The following is an 18,958-nucleotide window of genomic DNA, read 5'->3' on the forward strand; positions in this document are numbered from 1 at the left end:
ACAACGTTTGTCAATTGTATTTTTTTAATAGTGCAAAAATTTTTATTGAAAACAGAGCCTGCCGGTGGGCAGGCCTCCTATTGTTTCATTATCGTTTTCCAATTTCCTCTACTAACAGCTTATTGACAAGCGGCGGATTCGCTTGTCCTTTCGTCGCTTTCATCACTTGGCCGACAAGGAAGCCGAGCGCGCGGTCTTTGCCGTTTTTATAGTCTTCGACCGACTGCGGGTTGGCGTCGAGCACTTCGAGCACAATTTTGCGCAACGCTCCTTCGTCGGAAATTTGCACGAGCCCTTTTTCTTTGACGATTTTCTCTGGGTCGCCGCCGTGTTCGACGAGTTCTTTGAACACTTTTTTCGCGATTTTCGACGAAATCGTGCCGTTTTGGATGAGTTTGATCATCCCAGCCAAACTTTCCGGCGTCAACGCGATGTCATGGAGCTCTTTTTGCTCGGCGTTTAAGTACCCGGATACTTCGACCATGAGCCAGTTCGACGCCAGTTTCGGATCGGCGCCGTTTGCGACCGTTGCTTCGAAGAAATCCGCCATTTCTTTGGTCAGCGTCAGCACTTTGGCGTCGTATTCCGGCAAGCCCCACTCCTCGATATACCGCTTCCGGCGGGCGTCAGGCAGCTCCGGAATCGAGGCGCGGACACGCTCTTTCCATTCGTCGTCAATATAGAGCATGACCAAGTCCGGCTCCGGGAAGTAGCGGTAGTCTTCCGATCCTTCTTTGACGCGCATGAGGACGGTCGTTTTCGTCGCTTCGTCAAAGCGCCGCGTTTCTTGGCGGATGACGCCGCCTGAAAGCAAAATTTTCTCCTGCCGCTTCGCTTCGTATTCCAACCCCATGCGGACGAAGTTGAACGAGTTGAGGTTTTTCAATTCCGTTTTTGTGCCGAACTTGTCCGAACCGAGCGGGCGAAGCGAAATATTGGCGTCGCAGCGAAGCGACCCTTCTTCCATTTTGCAGTCGGAAACGCCGGTATATTGGATGATCGCTTTTAATTTTTCCAAGTAGGCGTACGCTTCTTCCGGCGAGCGGATGTCTGGCTCGGAGACGATCTCAATGAGCGGCGTCCCTTGACGGTTAAAATCCACGAGCGAATAGCCGTCGCCCGTATGCGTCAGCTTGCCGGCGTCTTCTTCGAGATGGATGCGGGTGATGCCGATTTTTTTCTTTTTTCCGTTTACTTCAATTTCAATCCAGCCATTTCGGCCAAGCGGCTGATCGTATTGCGAAATTTGGTACGCTTTCGGGTTGTCCGGATAAAAGTAGTTTTTGCGGTCGAATTTCGTCTCGGTCGCGATTTCGCAGTTTAACGCCATCGCCGCTTTCATCGCAAACTCGACCGCCTGTCGGTTCAACACCGGCAGCACGCCTGGATACCCTAAGTCAATGACGTTCGTTTGCGTGTTCGGGGGCGCGCCGAACGCGTTCGGGCTGCTGGAGAAAATTTTCGATTTCGTTTTCAGCTCGACGTGCACCTCAAGTCCGATGACCGTTTCAAAGTTCATCACCTAACCTCCCTTACAACACCGGTTTTTGCTTATGGTAGTCGGTCGCTTGTTCAAAAGCGTGGGCGACGCGGTAGACGGTGCTTTCATCAAAGTGCTTGCCGATAATTTGCAAGCCGACCGGCAAGCCATCAACAAAGCCGCACGGCACAGAAATCGCCGGTACACCCGCAAGGTTGACTGGAATCGTTAAAATGTCGTTCATGTACATCGTCAGCGGATCACTCGTTTTCTCGCCGATTTTAAACGCCGGCGTCGGCGTTGTCGGGCCGATGATGACGTCATATCGTTCAAATACGTTTTCGAAGTCGCGCTTGATCAACGTCCGAACTTTTTGCGCTTTTTTGTAATACGCATCGTAATAGCCCGAGCTTAACGCGAACGTCCCGAGCATAATGCGGCGCTTGACCTCCGCCCCAAACCCTTCGCTTCGCGTCAGTTTATACATATCGATCAAGTTTTTCGCGTTGTCCGTCCGATAGCCGTAGCGGACGCCGTCAAAGCGAGCCAAGTTCGCTGATGCCTCGGACGAAGCGAGCAAATAGTACGTCGCCAAGGCGTATTTTGAATGCGGCAGCGACACTTCTTCCCACGCCGCGCCAAGCTTCTCAAGCACGGCAAGCGCCGCAAGCACTGACTGGCGCACGCCTTCATCGACGCCTTCACCTAAATATTCTTTCGGCACAGCGATTTTCAACCCTTTGATATCGCCCGTTAACGCCTCCACATAGTTCGGCACTGGAATGTTCGCTGAAGTCGAATCCATCGGGTCGACGCCCGCGATCGCTTGCAATACATACGCGTTGTCTTCGACCGTGCGCGTAATCGGGCCGATTTGGTCAAGCGACGAGGCAAACGCGACGAGGCCAAAGCGCGAGACGCGTCCGTACGTCGGCTTCAAGCCAACAACCCCGCAAAACGCTGCCGGCTGGCGGATCGAACCGCCCGTATCAGAACCTAAAGCAAACGGCACTTCGCCGGCCGCCACCGCCGCCGCCGAACCGCCGCTCGAGCCGCCCGGAACGCGCTCTAAGTCCCACGGGTTGCGCGTCAGCTGAAACCCGGAGTTTTCCGTCGACGAGCCCATGGCGAACTCGTCCATGTTCAACTTCCCGATCGTGATCGTCCCTGCGGCATTCAACCGCTCCATGACAGTGGCGTCGTAAATCGGGTCAAAGTTGTACAAAATTTTGCTGGCGCATGTCGTACGCAGCCCTTTTGTGACGATGTTGTCTTTAATGCCGATCGGCAAGCCGAACAGCGGGTTCGTTTCTTCGCCTTTGGCGAGCTGGTTATCCAACTCTTTCGCTTTCGCCCGCGCCTGTTCTTCATTTAATGTTAAAAACGCTTGCACTTTCTCTTCCACTTCATCGATGCGGCGGTACGATTCGTCGACTAAATCGGAAATCGACACTTCTTTTTTCTTCAGCAACGTATGTAATTCTGACACGGAATGGTCAAAAAGCGACATAAATCCCCCTCCTTACTCTAAAATGGCCGGCACACGGAACTGGCCGTCTTGCTGATCTGGCGCGTTTTTCAACACTTCTTCGCGCGGCAGCCCCGGTTCTGGAATATCCTCGCGCATCACGTTTCTCATATCAAGCACGTGCGAAGTCGGCGGAACGTTCTCCGTATCCAATTCATTCAGCTGCTCAGCAAACGTAATAATCGCATCGAGCTGTTTCGTAAACATCTCGGCCTCTTCATCCGTAATCGCCAACCGCGCCAAATCGGCGACATGTTTCACTTGGTCAATGGAAATTCGCGACATAGTTTCACCTCCAACGAGTTCGACCTATCACAATACCATGATGATACCAAACTTTTATCCAATGAAGCAACCGTTGCCACGTGTTCTGGGCGAGAATCAATCTATATATTCACGATGCAAATGAATACAACGTTCCATAACATCTCCCAATAGCGAAGGCAGGCGTGAAACCGGGGGGATTTGATGTTTGATGTAGGAATATTTCGTTTTCCTGAACAGCGCACGATGGGATGGCACACGCATGAGTAAACGGTTGATGGGAGGAAAAGGACGAGCTCCTATTTTAGACACAGGAAGGAATCGCTCGTGACGCCTTTTTTTATTCAAAGAAATACGATAAAATGAAAGCACAAGGAGGGAAATTGCATGTCGCTGCCAAATCAAAATCATCCATGGACATATGCAGATTACGTAATCTTCATCGCATTGCCAAAAGTATTCGCTTCCATGGGAGAACCCTCCTGACAAAAATCGGGAGGATTTTTTTGCACCGATATGGAATAAATCCTTGACAAACAAGGAATGTGAAGGAGTTTGTCCGCCATGGATGTTCAAATTTTCTTGATTGACAATCCCGAACATATGTACTATAATGGCTGTAACGGACGAAAAAGGGGGAATCATGACGATGAGTGACGCTTTGCTCGCCCAAGTGCTCGACCGCTTGAACGCGATGGACGGCACGCTCCGCCTGCTTGTCGAAGGGCAAGAGCGGCTCGAGCGTGAACAAATCGCCATTCGCCAGGAACAAGAAGAAATCCGAAAAGAACAACAAGAAATTCGGAGAGAACAACAAGAAATCCGAAAAGAACAACAAGAGATTCGAAAAGAGCAGCAGGAAATCCGCCTGGAACAACAGCGTCTGCGTCAAGAACAAGATTCGCTTCGCGCTGGGCAAACGGAATTGAACGGCATCGTAGCTGCTCTCCTCCACCGCCAAGACGAAACAGACGCCAAACTGGAAGCTCTCGCCGCCGACGTCCACCAGCTTCACCAGGAATTTGCCTCATTGAAACAAACGGTGGACCGCCTCGAACAAAAAATAGACTCCCGTTACGAACAATTGACTGCCCAAATCGAAGACATCAAGCTGGACTTGAATTTTATCGCCCACCGCACCGTCGACAACGAACGAATCATTTACAAGCTGAAAGAAATGTTGTTCCGCTGATCGATTCCATCTAGGAGGAGGTCGCCGCCATGAATGTCGCGTTTGACCATCTCGTCCACTTAACCGAACGACCGGAGCAAGCGAAAACGGCGTTTGAACAATGGGGGTTTACAGCCATCCACGGCGGCCGCCATCCGTCATGGGGAACGTACAACGCCTTATGTTACTTTGAGCATTTGCGCTACATTGAATGGATCGGCATTGCTGATAGACAGACGGCGAGAACGTGCGGAAATCCGCTCATCGCCCAGCTTGTCGCCGACCGCCAAGAAGGAAACGGCTTCTCCCAATTTGCCTTCCGCACGAACAACATCGAAGCGGTGGCGGCACATCTCAAACGAAACGGGTTTACCCCAATCGGTCCGCTCCCCGGCAGCCGCGAGCGCGATGACGGCAAGCGGCTGACATGGTCGATGCTGTTTATCGAAGACGACACAGACGGTGCATTTCGCTATCCGTTTTTCATCCAATGGGGCGACGGCGATGACGTGCGGATGAACGAGCTGGCGCCGCTCATGAGACACCCGATTGGCTCTGTTTCGCTGTCGTCAATTAGCATCTACACCCTCGGTCTCCAGCGGGCAGTCAACGGCTACCGCCGGCTGTTTGACTTGCCCAAACCCGATGTCGGGCGCGATGAGGCGGGAGCGTATGCGAAGCTCGCTGTCGGCGGCATTGCGATTCGGTTCTATGAGGCTGACCGACGTCATCCATCAACGCGCCCGTTTTCGTGCCGGATTGTGGGGGTGCAGGAACAGCGCTCCATCGAAATCGATGGCGCGACGTATATCGTTTCCAGGCCGTGACGGGCATTCCTATTCTCACATACTCCCCTTTGCCGCGGAATAAGATGGAATAACCGCACCTTCATCCTCGCGCGGTGAAAACGGCAAAGGGGGAGTCCAACCGTGTCCCACCCGTATGTTTCTCCAAAACTCTCAATGGAAACGATGATCTCGATTATTCGCCACGGCTTAAAGAAAACGACGGCGCCTCAACATATCGTCATCATCGGCGCCGGAATGGCCGGACTTGTCGCAGCGTCATTGCTGAAGCAGGCGGGTCATCGCGTCACCATCTTAGAAGCATCCGAGCGGGTCGGCGGCCGCATCTACACGCTCCGCTCCCACTTTCGCGACGACCAGTATCTCGAAGCCGGCGCGATGCGCATTCCTCACACCCATGCTTTGACGCTGGAATACATCCAAAAATTCAACTTGCCGCTTCACCCGTCCACGGTCAAGAGTGGCGGCGACGGCAAAATGTGTTCATCTGTCCATACAGCGTCGGAACGTCTTCGGCGCTGACAATCAGCTCAAGGTCTTCCGGCGCGGCGAATCCGCTGTCAACTGTATGCCGAAGCAAATGAAGAAGAGGATCGAAAAACCCTTCCACGTTAAGCAGGCCAATCGGTTTTTGGTGGAGGCCGACGCGCGACCACGAGAGCACTTCAAACAGCTCCTCGTACGTTCCATAACCCCCTGGCATGGCGATAAATCCGTCGGCCGCCTCGTACATTTTCGCTTTGCGGGTGTGCATTGTATCGACGACCAACAGTTCGCTCAACCGATTATGCGCCACTTCCCGGTCCTTCAAAAATTGCGGAATGATCCCAACCACGCGCCCTTGATGACGGAGCGCCGCCTCAGCAACCTCTCCCATCAAGCCCCGTGTCCCTCCGCCGTAAATGAGCGTAATGCCGCTTCGGGCTAAAAACGTTCCGAGCGCTTTCGCCGCTTCCTTGTATTTTACGCTTTGTCCATAACTTGATCCGCAAAACACACAGATGGCTTTCATGATCGCGACACACCTTTACTCGCATCTAGGTCTTCATTATTTTATCTTAATTAGGCGAGAAGACTCCCACTTCAACAAAGCGAAGCGGAGTAAGTGGGAGATGAATCGCCTTAACTATATTTTGCTGAAAATAGGATAGATTCAGTAAAATATAGTATAATATAGTTAGATGGGAGGTGAAAACATGTATTTTTGTATCAAACAACAGCTAAATGGTTTGACCAAAGAAGAATACTTGACTCTTCGAGAACTGTGCCATATTGCCAAGAACATGTACAACGTCGGATTGTACAATGTCAGACAATACTATTTTGAACACAAGGAATTTCTTAATTATGAGAAAAACGATCATCTTGCAAAAACTAACGAAAACTATAAGCTGTTAAACAGCAACATGGCACAGCAAATTTTAAAAAAGGTCAATGAAGCCTTTAAATCTTTCTTTGGTTTGATCAGTCTTGCCAAACAAGGAAAATATGACCACAAGGCTATCAGTATTCCAAAATATCTTAAAAAAGATGGCTTTCATTCACTGATCATTGGCCAGATTCGTATAGACGGCAACAAATTCACGATACCGTATTCTCGCCTATTTAAAAAGACTCACAAGCCTATCACGATAACGATTCCGCCTGTGTTACTGGACAAAAAGATTAAGCAGATTGAAATCATTCCTAAGCATCATGCCAGGTTCTTTGAGATTCAGTACAAATATGAAATGCCTGAAGATCAAAGAGAATTAAATGACCAAAAAGCACTGGCAATTGATTTAGGATTAAACAATTTTGCCACTTGTGTCACATCAGACGGCAGATCATTCATCATTGATGGGCGGAGATTAAAAAGTATAAATCAATGGTTTAACAAAGAAAATGCCAGACTTCAAAGCATGAAAGATAAGCAAAAAATCAAAGGCACCACTCGTAAACAGGATGTCAATGGCGCATTAAACATCTTAAAGAAAAGTAAAGCTGTAGACCTGAGTGTCTTATGCTCTAGCGGCGAAGTGGACACGCCTCAAAGAATAAGGATTGCTTGAAGCAGTCAAACTTCTTTGGAAGCCCCCACTTCAAATTTTCGCTAGAAAATTAAGTGGGGGTAGTTCACCAGTCTGTCCCCCATCCGGCAAATCACACCGACAGGGGCTGCCACCGAATCCGTTTACACCAGCCTTTTCGAACCGCAACGTCGCAAAAAACACATCCCCTCTGGCTCGTCCAGAGAGGATGCGGCACGTTGTCATTGATAAATATGCACAAACGGCTCGTCTGCTTTCGCCTGGCGCACGATGAGGCTTTCCGGCTGGCCGGCCGAGGCGATGTAGACATTAACGGTGATGTAGTCCGGGAATTTTTCCATCACCAAGCCGGTCACGTATTGGGTAAAGCCGATCACTTCCGCTTTGCCGTAAAACGGCATCGTAATGTTGATCGTTAACTTCTGAAGCTGGTCGTTGACGTACAACCCTCTGCCGACGATGCCCGTGTAGTTCGGGAAAAAGTCTTCAACATCTGATTTAAAATTGTTGAATTTGAGCCAGTCATCACGATGGTTCTCTTCCGCCTCATCGGACGGGAATAAATAATATTCCTCGTTTACCGCCTCCCAATCATCGATGGTGCTGCTTCCTTCATCGACATGGGCGACGGCGAAAAAGTGGCCTGGAACAACAGATGAACGGGGCGCTTGTTTGTACAGGGCGATCGTAATCGGCACGTTCCCAAGCCCTTTCATGCTCCGCAGCCGCTTCAGCACCTCGGCGGCGATCCGCTTTCCTTCCCGTTCGATGACATCGTCTTTGATTTTGACCTCCCGCGGATAGCCTTGCTCGGTCGAATAATAGTGGACGGAGTTTAACGCCAGGCCGATAGCGATGCCGCCGAGCTTCACTTTGTCGTTGTCGATCTTCACCAAATAATCATGTTCCAAAATGCTTGCCAAATAAATCGGGCTTTGTTTGTTTTTTTGTTCGTTTGTTCCCGTGTCGCTGATCGGTGGGTTTAAGCCGATGTTGTCTTCCGGCTTCATTTTCTCTTCCTTCAGCTGGCGAGTCGTCTTCTTGCGAGCGAGCCATTTTCCAACCGTCTCGCTGTCTAAATATTGCCCCTCTTGGAACAAGTACTCATCCGACGGAAACTGCTCAGTGGCCAAGCGCATGAGCCCCGTCTCAAATTCGTCGACATCAAGGCGCGTATTTAAATCATTGACGACCTCCCCACGGGCCCCGGACGGTTTGAACGGAAGGATGACGCGGTAATACGAGTCGGCAATGTTGTATTTCGGGATGACGGCTTCTTGCTGTTTGCTGCCTTTGTCTTGCACGACTTCCTCACCTTTGTCAAACTTCGGCGCACACGCAGACAACAAACAAATCGAAGCGAGGCCGACAGCGGCCAACCGCTTTCGGGCCCGATTCGTCCAACGGCAGGCAACCAAACTGTGAAGTGGTGAGATTCGTTTCATCGTTTCCCCCTGCTGATCTCTTGCAAAAATCGTGATTCGTCCCAAATCTCAATGCCAAGCTGCTGGGCTTTCTCCAGCTTCGATCCGGCGTCCTCACCGGCGATGACGATGTCGGTGCTGCGGCTGACGCTGCCGGTGACGCGCCCGCCGAGCCGTTCAATCTCTTCTTTTGCCTCATTGCGCGACATCGACGCGAGTTTGCCGGTCAAGACGACCGTTTTGCCGGCGAAGGCGGAGTCAGCAGGCGCTTCAGCCGCCCGCTTCAGCCCTTTGTATGCCATGTTGACGCCGTAAAGCCGCAGCTCATGGAGCAGCTCGGCCGCTTCTGGCTGGGAAAAGAAGGCGATGATCGAGTCCGCCATTTTCTCGCCAATTTCCGGCACGGCCATCAATTCCTCTTTCGTCGCTTTTTCCAGCCGCTCCATCGTTTCAAAATGCTCAGCCAAAAGTTGGGCGGCTTTCGCTCCGACGTAGCGGATGCCAAGACCGAACAGCAACCGCTCGAGCGAGTTTTGCTTCGATGCCTCAATCGCTGCAAGCAAGTTGGTTGCTGACTTTTCGCCCATCCGTTCCAAACCGATGAGCTGTTCTTTCGTCAGCCGGTACAAATCGGCGACATCGTGGACGAGGCCAGCGTTAAACAGTTGGGTGACGACTTTTTCGCCCAACCCTTCAATGTTCATCGCTGCTCTTGAGGCAAAATGGATGAGCCGTTCGCGCAGCTGGGCCGGGCATTTCGGGTTTAAGCAACGGAGCGCCACTTCTCCATCTAGGCGGACGAGCTCGCTTTCGCATTCCGGACAATGCGTCGGCATCACAAACGGCGTTTCATCCCCGTCGCGCCGGTCGACGACGACGCCGACCACTTCCGGGATGATGTCGCCCGCTTTTTTAATGATGACCGCATCGCCGATGCGAATGTCTTTTTCCCGTATAAAATCTTCATTATGAAGAGTGGCGCGCTGCACGGTCGTGCCGGCGACGCGGACCGGCTCTAAGATCGCTGTCGGAGTGACGACGCCCGTGCGGCCGACGTTCACCTCAATGCCGATGAGCGTCGTCACCACTTCCTCGGCTGGGAATTTGTAGGCGATCGCCCAGCGCGGGCTTTTTGCCGTCGCACCAAGCTCCCGCTGTTGGGCGAACGAGTCGACTTTAATGACGATGCCGTCGATCTCGTACGGCAGCTGCGGCCGTTTTTCGTGCCACTCGTTGACGAAGGCGATCACCTCATCGATGTTGGCGCAGCGCCGCCGCTCGGGATTCACTTTAAACCCAAGCGCCTGTAAGTAGTCGAGCGCCTCGCTGTGCGACTCAATGCCAAGCTCTTCAGCATTGGCCAAACCATAAACGAACAAATCGAGCTGGCGCGACGCCGCCACTTTCGGATCGAGCTGGCGGAGCGAGCCAGCCGCAGCGTTGCGCGGGTTGGCAAACAGCTCCTCGCCTCGGGCTTTTCGCTCCTCATTCAAGCGCAAAAACGACGCTTTCGGCATGAACGCCTCGCCGCGCGCCTCCAGCGACACCGGCTCCTTCAGCCGAAGCGGCAGTGAACGGATCGTTCTCAAATTTTCCGTAATGTCCTCGCCGGTCGTTCCGTCGCCGCGCGTCGCCCCTTGGACGAAATAACCATCTTCATAGCGGACGGAGACAGCGAGACCATCGATTTTCAACTCGCACACGTACGCTGCTTCGCCGACCTCTTGGCGGACGCGGCGGTCAAAATCGCGCAAATCCCCTTCGTCAAACGCGTTCGCGAGACTCATCATGGGAACAACATGCGTCACTTTGCGAAACGCCTCAAGCGGAGGGCCGCCGATGCGCTGGGTCGGCGAGTCGCTCGTTTTCAATTCCGGATACTGTTCCTCGATGGCCATCAACTCTTGCATGAGCCGGTCATACTCGGCGTCCGGGACGGACGGCCGGTCGAGCACATAATATTCGTAGCCATAGCGGTGCAGCAGTTCGCGCAGCTCGGCCGCGCGCCGTTCGGCTTGTTGGCGGTCCATACGTTCACCCGTTCTCCTTTCTATACTTTCTCAATCGGCGCAAATTTAGCGAGCAGACGTTTAATGCCGATCGGGCTCGGGAAGGCGATATCGAGTTCTTGGTCGTCACCTTCGCCACGGACACTGACAACCGTACCGATTCCCCATTTCCGATGGTTCGCCCGGTCTCCGACTTTCCACACCCTGATGGCGCCGCCTGCCTGCAAGCGAGCGGACGCTGAACGGGAAACAGACGGTTTCCCACGCGAGACCGTCTCCAGCAAATGCGCGGGAATCTCATCTAAAAAGCGCGACGGCCGGTTCATTTGGATGTTGCCAAACAGCGTCCGCATTTGCGCGTTCGTCAATACGAGCTCTTCCTCGGCCCGAGTGATGCCGACATACGCCAGCCGCCGCTCTTCTTCCATTTCATCCTCATTCTCCAGTGAACGAAGATGCGGAAAAATGCCTTCTTCCATGCCAATCAAAAACACGACCGGAAACTCAAGCCCTTTGGCGGCGTGCAGCGTCATGAAGACGACGGCATCGCCCTCGGCCGCCTGATCTGTCCCATTCAGCTCGTCCAAATCAGAAATGAGCGCCAAGTCGGTTAAAAAGGCGACGAGCGATTTATCGTCGCTTACATTTTCGAAATGCTTCGTCACCGACAAAAACTCGTCCAAGTTCTCAAGCCGGCTTTGCGCTTCAATCGCCCGTTCCGCCTTGAGCATCTCGCGGTAGCCCGATTGGTCGAGCACTTCCTCCACAAGTTCCGTCACCGGAACGTATTCTTGCAGCTGCGTCCATTGCTCAAGCTGTCCGCGAAACGCGGCGAGCGCCCCGGCCGTCTTCGCGCTGAAGCCGATCATCTCCAGCTCGCCGAGCGCTTCAAACAAGGACAGCTCATGCTCGGCCGCATAGCGGACAAGTTTGTCGATCGTAGAGGCGCCGATGCCACGCTTTGGCACGTTGATGATGCGAAGCAAGCTCAAATCGTCATCGGGGTTGGCGATGACGCGCAAGTAAGCGAGAATGTCTTTAATTTCTTTCCGGTCATAGAACTTTAAGCCGCCGACGATTTGGTACGGAATGTTCGCTTTTAAAAACATTTCCTCGATGACGCGTGACTGGGCGTTCGTCCGATAAAGCACGGCAAAATCGCGGTAGCGGCGCTCCCCGCTCTCAACCGCCTCTTGAATGCGGCGGGCGACAAATTGCGCTTCGTCCACTTCGTTCATCGCTTCATAATAGACGATTGGCTTCCCTTCCGGGTTTTCCGTCCACAACCGCTTTGGTTTTCGATTGACGTTATGCGCAATGACTTCATTTGCCGCCTGCAAAATGCGTTTCGTCGAGCGGTAGTTTTGTTCAAGCAAAATGACTTTCGCGTTCGGGTAGTCGCGCTCAAACGATAAAATATTGCGAATGTCCGCCCCGCGCCACCGGTAAATCGACTGGTCGGCATCGCCGACGGCGCAAATATTTTGAAACCGGTCTGCGAGCTTTTTCACCAGCGTATATTGAGCGCGGTTCGTATCCTGGTACTCATCGATATGGATGTACTGGAACTTATACTGGTAATATTGAAGCACATCCGGCACGCGGTCAAACAAGTGGATCGTCGTCATGATCAAATCGTCGAAATCGAGTGAATGATTGCGGAGAAGGCGCTGTTGATACTCTTGATACACGTCGCCGACGATCTTTTCGTAGTACGTCGATGCCCGCTTTGCGAATTGCTCGGGCGTGAGCAAATCGTTTTTCGCCCCGCTGATCGTCGCTAAAATCGTCCGCGGCTCAAATTTTTTCGGATCGATATTTTTGTCTTTCAAAATCGCTTTGATGACCGAAAGCTGATCCGTCGGGTCAAGGATGGAAAAATTGCGATTGATGCCGATGCGGTCAATGTCGCGGCGCAACATGCGGACGCACATCGAATGGAACGTCGAAATCCACACGTCTTCCGCCGCCCCGCCTAAGAGCGCCTGCACCCGCTCCTTCATTTCACGCGCCGCTTTGTTCGTAAACGTAATGGCTAAAATATTCCACGGCGCCACCTGTTTTTCCGCCATCAAATAGGCGATCCGGTGCGTCAGCACGCGCGTTTTTCCGCTGCCCGCTCCCGCCATGATGAGCAATGGGCCTTCTGTCGTTTTAACGGCTTCTTGCTGTTCTTTGTTTAAATGCGCAAGCAGCTTTTCCGATAAAAAATTCATCATGTCCACCACCAACAAAACATATGTTCTATTTTCCATCATCGCCGCTGCGTTGACCAGCCATCTGCTTCACCGCCGCCACCGTCGCCAACGCCTGTTCGAACGCGTCGTAAATCGCGTTGCCGACGACCACCGTATCGGCATAGCGCGCCATATGCTCCGCCTGCTCAGGAGTTGTGATGCCGCCGCCGTAAAACAGCTGCGTCTGATCAAGCGCTTGTTTCACTTTTTCCACGACAGACGGATCTCCATAAACTCCGCTATACTCAAGGTAAAAAATCGGCAGCTTGTACAAATGCTCAGCCAAACGGGCATAGGCCACAATATCGTCGACGTCAAGCTCCGTATCGGCTCTCGTCAGCTTGGCGGCCTTGCATTCCGGATTTAAAATGCAATAGCCCTCTGCGGCAATCTCATCCCAGTTCATCATATCACCGTATTGTTTCACCGCCTCGTGATGACGGCCGATGATCCACTCCGCCTGCCGGCTGTTTAACACGATCGGAACCAAATATACGTCAAATCCCGGCGTCAGCGCTTCGACGTCGGTGACTTCGAGCGCGCATGGCACCGAAAAACGGCGGATGCGAGCCAATAAATCAAGCACGTTGTCGATGGTCACCCCGTCGGTTCCGCCGACGATGACGGCATCCGTTCCCGACTCGCAAAGGCGCTCAAGGCGCTCGTCATCAATCGGTTTATTCGGGTCGAGTTTAAACACATGGCGCCAAGCGCGAATCTCCTCCATAGCGGCAACCCTCCACTCCGTCTCCATTGTTCCATTATAACAAATCCGCAAAAAGAAAAGGAGTTCCTTTGCAAATGGAAGGAATCTCCTTGCCGCGTCAGTCTGTGACCGCTTCGTCGGCTTCTTTCTCTTCTTGCTGTTGCTCCTCTTTAATGCGATCGAGCGCCATGGCGTAAGCATCATTGCCGTAGTTGAGGCAGCGCTTGACGCGCGAAATCGTCGCCGTGCTCGCTCCGGTTTCCGTTTCGATTTTGTGATACGTATATCCTTCGCGCAGCATGCGGGCGACCTCGAGCCGCTGGGCGAGCGCCTGGATTTCATTCACGGTGCATAAATCATCAAAAAAACGGTAACACTCTTCTAAATCGCGCAGCGATAAAATCGCTTTAAACAGTTGATCCAACTCTCTGCCGCGCAGTTTGTCAATTTGCATAGTTGCTTCCTCCTTGCGTTTTGGCGGGAAAAATGTTGTAGCCAACCAATCTGCGAATCCACCGCCCCTTTGCCTTGCAACAGACAAGGCGGTTATGATTTCCACTGGACGATCGCCAGTTCCGGCACGATATTGATCCACGTTTTTCCCGGCACGAATCCGATCGGAGCCCCGTTATGGTACGGCAGCAGCCGGCCGTCGACGTTTTTCCATTCGATCAGCTGCATGACGCCGCCCTGCAGCAAGTACCCCTTGCCACCAGAGGCGAGGTCGATGTCGCGCCGTCCGTGGCTATCGATGACTCGATGCCGGGCAGCGATAATCATGACGTTTTGCACGACAACCGGCTTATGCGTATCATAATCGATCGTTTGCTCGCCGCCGCTGTACCGGTAATACCCCTTTTGTTCCGAAACATATTGGTATTCAACCTGGGCATAGGCGCGATGCGAATAGGCGATGTGAACCGTCTCGACCTTTTGGCCGCTCGGCTCATCGGTGCGAAACGATAGCGGGGCAACGTGGTCCGTCCAAGCATACCCGTTTTGTTTCGCTCCTTTTTCGATGTTGGCGAATGAAATGTATGAGTTGTGCGGCGCCTTGCGGAACGGGACGCGCTGAAACAATGTGCCGTCGTAAAACAATCCGTTCAAATAGTCGATTCCGCCTCCCTCAAGACGCGCTTTCGCCTCCGGACTCCAGCCGTGACATACATACAGTGCATGGTAGCCTTCACTCAAGTCAATATAGTAATCACGCGCGCTTCGCACCGGTCCGACCCGCTCCGGCAATTCGCTTTGGTACAACGCCAATAAACGGGTGATATCGCCCTCGGCAAGCACCTCATACACGATGTCCGCCGCACGAAGCCCCGATTGCGGCCGCGCCTTCGGGTGGTTGTTGATCATCACGCCGACGACCCGCTGATGGATGTTCCCTTTCGCCGGCAGCCCCGTCAGCGGGAACGTTTGTTGTTCCTCCGCCCGAGGCTTGGACGGCTGCTCCTGCCGAGGAGCCGGTTTGGCTGGTTCAGCCTGCTTCGGCTCGCTTTTGGTCGTGCAGCCCCCTAACAACAATGCCGCGCAGCTGATGACGAACAGCCAATGTTTCAATGGACACACAACCTTTTCTTTTTTATTTTACCGCATTATCGAAGGAAAGAGTACCGTTTTGTGCATCACATCATAAATGCCGCGTTGGGTGACGCGCACATACGGCAGGTGGGTCGATTGCAAAAAGAGCAACGAATACACCGGGTCTTCGAACGGATATCCACGCTCGCGCAACAAACGGACGAACGTTTTTTCTTCGTTGATCAATTCATCCACCTCCAAGGAGGACATCATGCCGCCTAAAGGAAGCGAGAGCTCAAACAAAATCTCTCCGTCCTCAGCGAGCACAATGCCGCCGCCGATCTCCTTCATCCGCCGGAAGGCGAGCATCATATCTTCCTTATGCTTGCCGATCAAAATCAAATCCCCGGTGTTCGAGTAAGAACTCGCCAGCCCGCCAAGCACCGATGAAAAACCTTTTAACATCGTATTGACGCGCCAGCGGCCGTTTCGGTCAAACAAGGCCAGAAAACACTCATCATGGTCATGCCCTAAACGATCGCGCGACGTATCGATCGACACGGAATACGGTTTTAAAATGACGGCGTTTTCCATGCGCAGCCCCATCGGCATGGAAAATTGCAAATCATCCCATTCAAGCTCCCATGACAACGAAAGCGGCCGAATGCCAAACCGAGACCATTCCGGCGCCGGCCAGAGAGGCGGCGCTTCTCCATCGCGCTTCACCCATTCGCCTTTGGCGAGCACTTGCGCCGGCGTCGGATCGTGAGCCGAGCGCAAAAAGTTGATATGAGCGATGCGGCCGGTGGCAATGCTGCCGTGAAGATGCTCGATGCCGTAGTGGCGGGCGGCGTTGATCGTCGCCATCGCATAGGCATCGATCACCGGCACGCCATGCTCGATCGCGATGCGGATCAGCCAATCGATCACCCCATTCTCATAAAACGCCGGCGGCGAGCCATCCGTCGTCAACAAGCATTTATCATAATGCCGGATGCCAAGCGCTTTCATCTCTTCAAGCAGCACCGGCAAATCGGGGCGAATCGAGGAATGCCGAAGCGCGACGGTATAGCCGTGCCAAAGGCGCATGCGCACTTCCTTTCCCGTCATTGCCTCATGATCGCCATCTGCGCCAAAGAGCGCCATTTTGACAAGCGTCTTTTCCGACGCCCCCGGAAAATGCCCTTCAATTTTGCGGCGTCGCCGATGCGCTTCTTGCATCCAGTACAAGATGATGTCATCGCCGCTCGCCACTTTTGGCCATGAGGTCAACTCACCGCCTTGAAGCACCGCCTCTTGGTCAAGCCAGCGCTTGATCCGAGCATTGGACACTTGTTCCTCTTCGCGCTCGAGCTCCGTTTGCCCATCAAACCGGCACCACCAATACATCGACGTTGGAAGCGCATTCATTTCTTGTAAAAAGAAAAGCGCTTCTTCATCATCGAGCTGCAAAAGCAAAAACAAGTTATCGTTGAGGAGTGTTGTTGTTCCGTGCGCCGCTGCATAACGGGCAAACGAATGGGGATTATATAATTGAAATGGATGAACATGCGGCTCAATGTAGCCGGGAACGAGCACGTACCCACGGCAGTCGACGATCTCACACGCCTCGTCGACACGATCGGGAAGACGCTCTCCGGCATACACGATGCGGTCGCCATGGATCCATATGTTTCCTTTTACCCATTCACGAAAATACGAATGCAAATATGTGGCGTTCACCAATACTTTCGTCGGCGATTGTTTGCCATCAATCACCGCTGCTTGTGCACGCAGTTCGCTGCCTTTCCATCGGTAACGTTGTTCGCCCATTGACACCCCGTCCCTTGTTTCCTAATCGTTCCATACAACCATTTTAACGCACAAAAGCGACTTTCACAATAAAAATATAAGGAGGGGACAGACCGATGGCGAATATCGGCATTGTGAACGCATTCATTCGCATCACGGTTGGCCTGACTGTCATCGCCTGGGCCACCGCCCGCCTCGCCCGGCGGCCATGGTGCACATCCTATTTGTGGGCCGCTTTGCTTGGGGCGATGAAAGTCGGAGAAGGGATCACCCGTTTTTGTCCGATGACCGCCCTGTTTGACAATATGCAGCGCCGGCAGCTGTTTGAAGAGGAAAAGGAAGCGGTCGTCAATCCGACATGAGGGAGGACATCCGTCCGACGTTGCGCACCGCTTTTGCCGATGTCTTCCATTCCACCGTCATTCGGCAACATTTTTCGCATCGTGAGCGATACGTGCTGCTATGTATCGAAACGGCCAATGAAGAGTGCCAACTGTCAACGAAAGAGAAGAAAGCAACATGATTCGCGGCTTGGCATTGTGGACTAGCCAAACATCATCAAAAAAGGTGTCCCATACTTGGGACACCTTCGACTACAAAGGAGTGAACCACCATGCTGCTCGAGTATATGACCGATATGTCGTTCGTATTGGCCGCGTTAATCGGCGGCATTATCGCCCTTTCATACGTGTATATGCGGCGGAGGCGCGTTCGATAGCGCGCCGGCCGATGTCGCGCCGGTAAAATAAGCCGTCGCAGTCGATCGCCGCCAACTGCTCGTACGCTTTTTCCTTCGCTTTTGCGAGCGTCTCCCCCTTTGGCCGCTAACAGGAGAACGCGTCCGCCATTGGTGTACCATGCGCCGCCTTCTCGTTTGGTGCCAGCATGGAACAACAACGCATCAGGGGAAATTCGGTCCAACCCGCAGATTTCGGCCCCGCGCTCGTAAGCCCCGGGGTAACCTTTAGCTGCCAGCACGACGCCAAGCACCGCCTCATCCGTCCATTCAAGCTCCAACTCTTTTCCATCCATCACCGCTAGTACCGCTTCCACCAAATCGGTCTTCAGACGCGGCAGCACGACTTGCGCTTCCGGATCGCCGAAGCGGGCGTTGAATTCGATCACTTTCGGCCCATTTGCCGTGGCCATCAATCCAGCGTACAGCACGCCAAGAAACGGCCGTCCTTCCGCCGCCAACGCTTTCGCCGCCGGCCGCAAAATGGCCTCTAGCGCGGCATCCATCATCTCATCCGAAATTTGCGGCACCGGCGAGTAGGCTCCCATGCCGCCGGTGTTCGGTCCTTCGTCTCCGTCATACGCCCGCTTATGGTCTTGGGCGATGGCGAGCGGATACACCTTCTCGCCGTTAACGAACGCCATAAACGAAAATTCTTCCCCTTCTAAATACTCCTCAATGACAACTTGACTGCCGGCTGTGCCGAATTGTCCGTCGACAAGCGCTGCCTTCGCCGCGGCAAGCGCTTCTTCCACCGTTTGGGCGACGGTGACGCCTTTTCCGGCGGCCAATCCGTCCGCTTTAATGACGATCGGCGCGCCTTTTTGTTCAATATAAGCTTTCGCCTCTTCGTACGACGTAAAGGCCGCATGGTCCGCCGTTGGGATGCCGTATTTCTTCATCAGCTCTTTGGCAAACGCCTTGCTTCCTTCGATGAGCGCCGCCCTCTGGCTTGGGCCGAAAATGCGAAGCCCCTCGGCCATAAAACGGTCAACAATGCCGGAAGCAAGCGGCGCTTCCGGCCCGACGATCGTCAAATCGATCGCCTGTTGTTTCGCAAACTGCACCAATGCCTCAATATCGAGCTCATCAATATGGACCAGTTCCGCCACGTCCGCGATGCCCGGGTTTCCCGGCGCTACATACAGCTTGCCAACAAGCGGGCTTTGCGCCGCTTTCCAGGCGATGGCGTGCTCGCGCCCGCCTCGTCCGATGACCAGTACATTCATCGTCTCCCTCTCCTTTGCCA

Annotated in this window: 15 protein-coding genes and 3 pseudogenes; 6 read left to right on the forward strand and 12 right to left on the reverse strand. The window is 53.2% G+C overall.

Annotation, left to right across the window (positions count from 1 at the left end; genetic code table 11):
• Positions 1-88: 88 nt before the first annotated feature.
• Genes gatB through gatC form a run of 3 tightly spaced genes read right to left on the reverse strand, consistent with a single transcriptional unit; the run spans position 89 to position 3,293 of the window.
• The gene (gene gatB, locus ACVX3G_RS01130) at positions 89-1,519 is read right to left on the reverse strand and encodes an Asp-tRNA(Asn)/Glu-tRNA(Gln) amidotransferase subunit GatB (RefSeq protein ID WP_011229792.1); all 1,431 of its coding nucleotides are present in this window, start codon (positions 1,517-1,519) and stop codon (positions 89-91) included.
• A 13-nt stretch (positions 1,520-1,532) separates the two neighbouring features.
• Positions 1,533-2,990, reverse strand: coding sequence for an Asp-tRNA(Asn)/Glu-tRNA(Gln) amidotransferase subunit GatA (gatA, locus tag ACVX3G_RS01135; protein ID WP_011229791.1), 1,458 nt, complete (start codon positions 2,988-2,990; stop codon positions 1,533-1,535).
• A 12-nt stretch (positions 2,991-3,002) separates the two neighbouring features.
• A complete protein-coding gene (gatC, locus tag ACVX3G_RS01140; RefSeq protein ID WP_014194780.1) occupies positions 3,003-3,293 on the reverse strand; it encodes an Asp-tRNA(Asn)/Glu-tRNA(Gln) amidotransferase subunit GatC in 291 nt (96 codons plus the stop codon).
• Between the two features lie 622 nt (positions 3,294-3,915).
• Here gatC and ACVX3G_RS01145 point away from each other — a divergent pair.
• The 3 genes and pseudogenes from ACVX3G_RS01145 to ACVX3G_RS01155 all read left to right on the forward strand — a co-directional run.
• Entirely contained in the window at positions 3,916-4,464 is a 549-nt protein-coding gene (locus ACVX3G_RS01145) for a hypothetical protein (RefSeq protein WP_014194779.1), read from the forward strand.
• Between the two features lie 29 nt (positions 4,465-4,493).
• Entirely contained in the window at positions 4,494-5,270 is a 777-nt protein-coding gene (locus ACVX3G_RS01150) for a VOC family protein (RefSeq protein WP_014194778.1), read from the forward strand.
• Between the two features lie 135 nt (positions 5,271-5,405).
• Positions 5,406-5,696: pseudogene (locus ACVX3G_RS01155) on the forward strand (flavin monoamine oxidase family protein); the annotation flags it as partial.
• 7 nt (positions 5,697-5,703) lie between these two features.
• On the opposite strand, the gene ACVX3G_RS01160 reads toward ACVX3G_RS01155, so the two are convergent.
• Positions 5,704-6,261, reverse strand: a complete 558-nt coding sequence (locus tag ACVX3G_RS01160; RefSeq protein WP_011229787.1) for an LOG family protein — start codon at positions 6,259-6,261, stop codon at positions 5,704-5,706.
• Positions 6,262-6,445: 184 nt separating this feature from the next.
• On the opposite strand from ACVX3G_RS01160, the pseudogene ACVX3G_RS01165 reads away from it, so the two are divergent.
• Positions 6,446-7,192 (forward strand): annotated as a pseudogene (locus tag ACVX3G_RS01165) (RNA-guided endonuclease InsQ/TnpB family protein); the annotation flags it as partial.
• Between the two features lie 308 nt (positions 7,193-7,500).
• Here ACVX3G_RS01165 and ACVX3G_RS01170 read toward each other — a convergent pair.
• From ACVX3G_RS01170 to ACVX3G_RS01200, 7 genes are all read right to left on the reverse strand, one after another.
• Entirely contained in the window at positions 7,501-8,724 is a 1,224-nt protein-coding gene (locus ACVX3G_RS01170; protein ID WP_014194776.1) for a CamS family sex pheromone protein, read from the reverse strand.
• The gene (gene ligA, locus ACVX3G_RS01175; RefSeq protein WP_014194775.1) at positions 8,721-10,733 is read right to left on the reverse strand and encodes an NAD-dependent DNA ligase LigA; all 2,013 of its coding nucleotides are present in this window, start codon (positions 10,731-10,733) and stop codon (positions 8,721-8,723) included. The genes ACVX3G_RS01170 and ligA overlap by 4 nt, the downstream gene beginning before the upstream one ends.
• A gap of 20 nt (positions 10,734-10,753) precedes the next feature.
• Positions 10,754-12,928, reverse strand: coding sequence for a DNA helicase PcrA (gene pcrA, locus ACVX3G_RS01180; RefSeq protein WP_025039099.1), 2,175 nt, complete (start codon positions 12,926-12,928; stop codon positions 10,754-10,756).
• A 28-nt stretch (positions 12,929-12,956) separates the two neighbouring features.
• Complete coding sequence (pcrB, locus tag ACVX3G_RS01185; protein WP_014194773.1) at positions 12,957-13,676, reverse strand: heptaprenylglyceryl phosphate synthase; 720 nt, start codon at positions 13,674-13,676, stop codon at positions 12,957-12,959.
• A gap of 97 nt (positions 13,677-13,773) precedes the next feature.
• Positions 13,774-14,109, reverse strand: a complete 336-nt coding sequence (locus tag ACVX3G_RS01190; RefSeq protein ID WP_014194772.1) for a YerC/YecD family TrpR-related protein — start codon at positions 14,107-14,109, stop codon at positions 13,774-13,776.
• A gap of 92 nt (positions 14,110-14,201) precedes the next feature.
• Positions 14,202-15,221 (reverse strand): DUF3048 domain-containing protein, encoded by a 1,020-nt coding sequence (locus tag ACVX3G_RS01195; RefSeq protein WP_014194771.1) that lies wholly within the window; start codon positions 15,219-15,221, stop codon positions 14,202-14,204.
• A 27-nt stretch (positions 15,222-15,248) separates the two neighbouring features.
• Positions 15,249-16,994: an adenine deaminase C-terminal domain-containing protein gene (locus ACVX3G_RS01200; protein ID WP_014194770.1), complete on the reverse strand. Its 1,746-nt coding sequence runs from the start codon at positions 16,992-16,994 to the stop codon at positions 15,249-15,251.
• A 95-nt stretch (positions 16,995-17,089) separates the two neighbouring features.
• Between ACVX3G_RS01200 and ACVX3G_RS01205 the strand changes: the two genes are divergently transcribed.
• Entirely contained in the window at positions 17,090-17,335 is a 246-nt protein-coding gene (locus tag ACVX3G_RS01205; protein ID WP_011229779.1) for a YgaP family membrane protein, read from the forward strand.
• A complete protein-coding gene (locus ACVX3G_RS01210) occupies positions 17,332-17,496 on the forward strand; it encodes a hypothetical protein (protein ID WP_014194769.1) in 165 nt (54 codons plus the stop codon). The genes ACVX3G_RS01205 and ACVX3G_RS01210 overlap by 4 nt, the downstream gene beginning before the upstream one ends.
• Before the next feature lie 148 nt (positions 17,497-17,644).
• Here the strand turns inward: ACVX3G_RS01210 and purD are convergent.
• Positions 17,645-18,938 (reverse strand): annotated as a pseudogene (gene purD / locus ACVX3G_RS01215) (phosphoribosylamine--glycine ligase).
• Positions 18,939-18,958: the final 20 nt, after the last annotated feature.

This window comes from Geobacillus sp. PLS 41 (assembly GCF_056494105.1).

Bases quoted from the DNA above. Each gene is read 5' to 3' on its own strand.
- gatB (WP_011229792.1), bottom strand. From the start codon at position 1,519: ATGAACTTTGAAACGGTCATCGGACTTGAGGTGCACGTCGAGCTGAAA.
- gatA (WP_011229791.1), bottom strand. From the start codon at position 2,990: ATGTCGCTTTTTGACCATTCCGTGTCAGAATTACATACGTTGCTGAAG.
- gatC (WP_014194780.1), bottom strand. From the start codon at position 3,293: ATGTCGCGAATTTCCATTGACCAAGTGAAACATGTCGCCGATTTGGCG.
- ACVX3G_RS01145 (WP_014194779.1), top strand. From the start codon at position 3,916: ATGACGATGAGTGACGCTTTGCTCGCCCAAGTGCTCGACCGCTTGAAC.
- ACVX3G_RS01150 (WP_014194778.1), top strand. From the start codon at position 4,494: ATGAATGTCGCGTTTGACCATCTCGTCCACTTAACCGAACGACCGGAG.
- ACVX3G_RS01160 (WP_011229787.1), bottom strand. From the start codon at position 6,261: ATGAAAGCCATCTGTGTGTTTTGCGGATCAAGTTATGGACAAAGCGTA.
- ACVX3G_RS01170 (WP_014194776.1), bottom strand. From the start codon at position 8,724: ATGAAACGAATCTCACCACTTCACAGTTTGGTTGCCTGCCGTTGGACG.
- ligA (WP_014194775.1), bottom strand. From the start codon at position 10,733: ATGGACCGCCAACAAGCCGAACGGCGCGCGGCCGAGCTGCGCGAACTG.
- pcrA (WP_025039099.1), bottom strand. From the start codon at position 12,928: ATGAATTTTTTATCGGAAAAGCTGCTTGCGCATTTAAACAAAGAACAG.
- pcrB (WP_014194773.1), bottom strand. From the start codon at position 13,676: ATGGAGGAGATTCGCGCTTGGCGCCATGTGTTTAAACTCGACCCGAAT.
- ACVX3G_RS01190 (WP_014194772.1), bottom strand. From the start codon at position 14,109: ATGCAAATTGACAAACTGCGCGGCAGAGAGTTGGATCAACTGTTTAAA.
- ACVX3G_RS01200 (WP_014194770.1), bottom strand. From the start codon at position 16,994: ATGGGCGAACAACGTTACCGATGGAAAGGCAGCGAACTGCGTGCACAA.
- ACVX3G_RS01205 (WP_011229779.1), top strand. From the start codon at position 17,090: ATGGCGAATATCGGCATTGTGAACGCATTCATTCGCATCACGGTTGGC.
- ACVX3G_RS01210 (WP_014194769.1), top strand. From the start codon at position 17,332: ATGAGGGAGGACATCCGTCCGACGTTGCGCACCGCTTTTGCCGATGTC.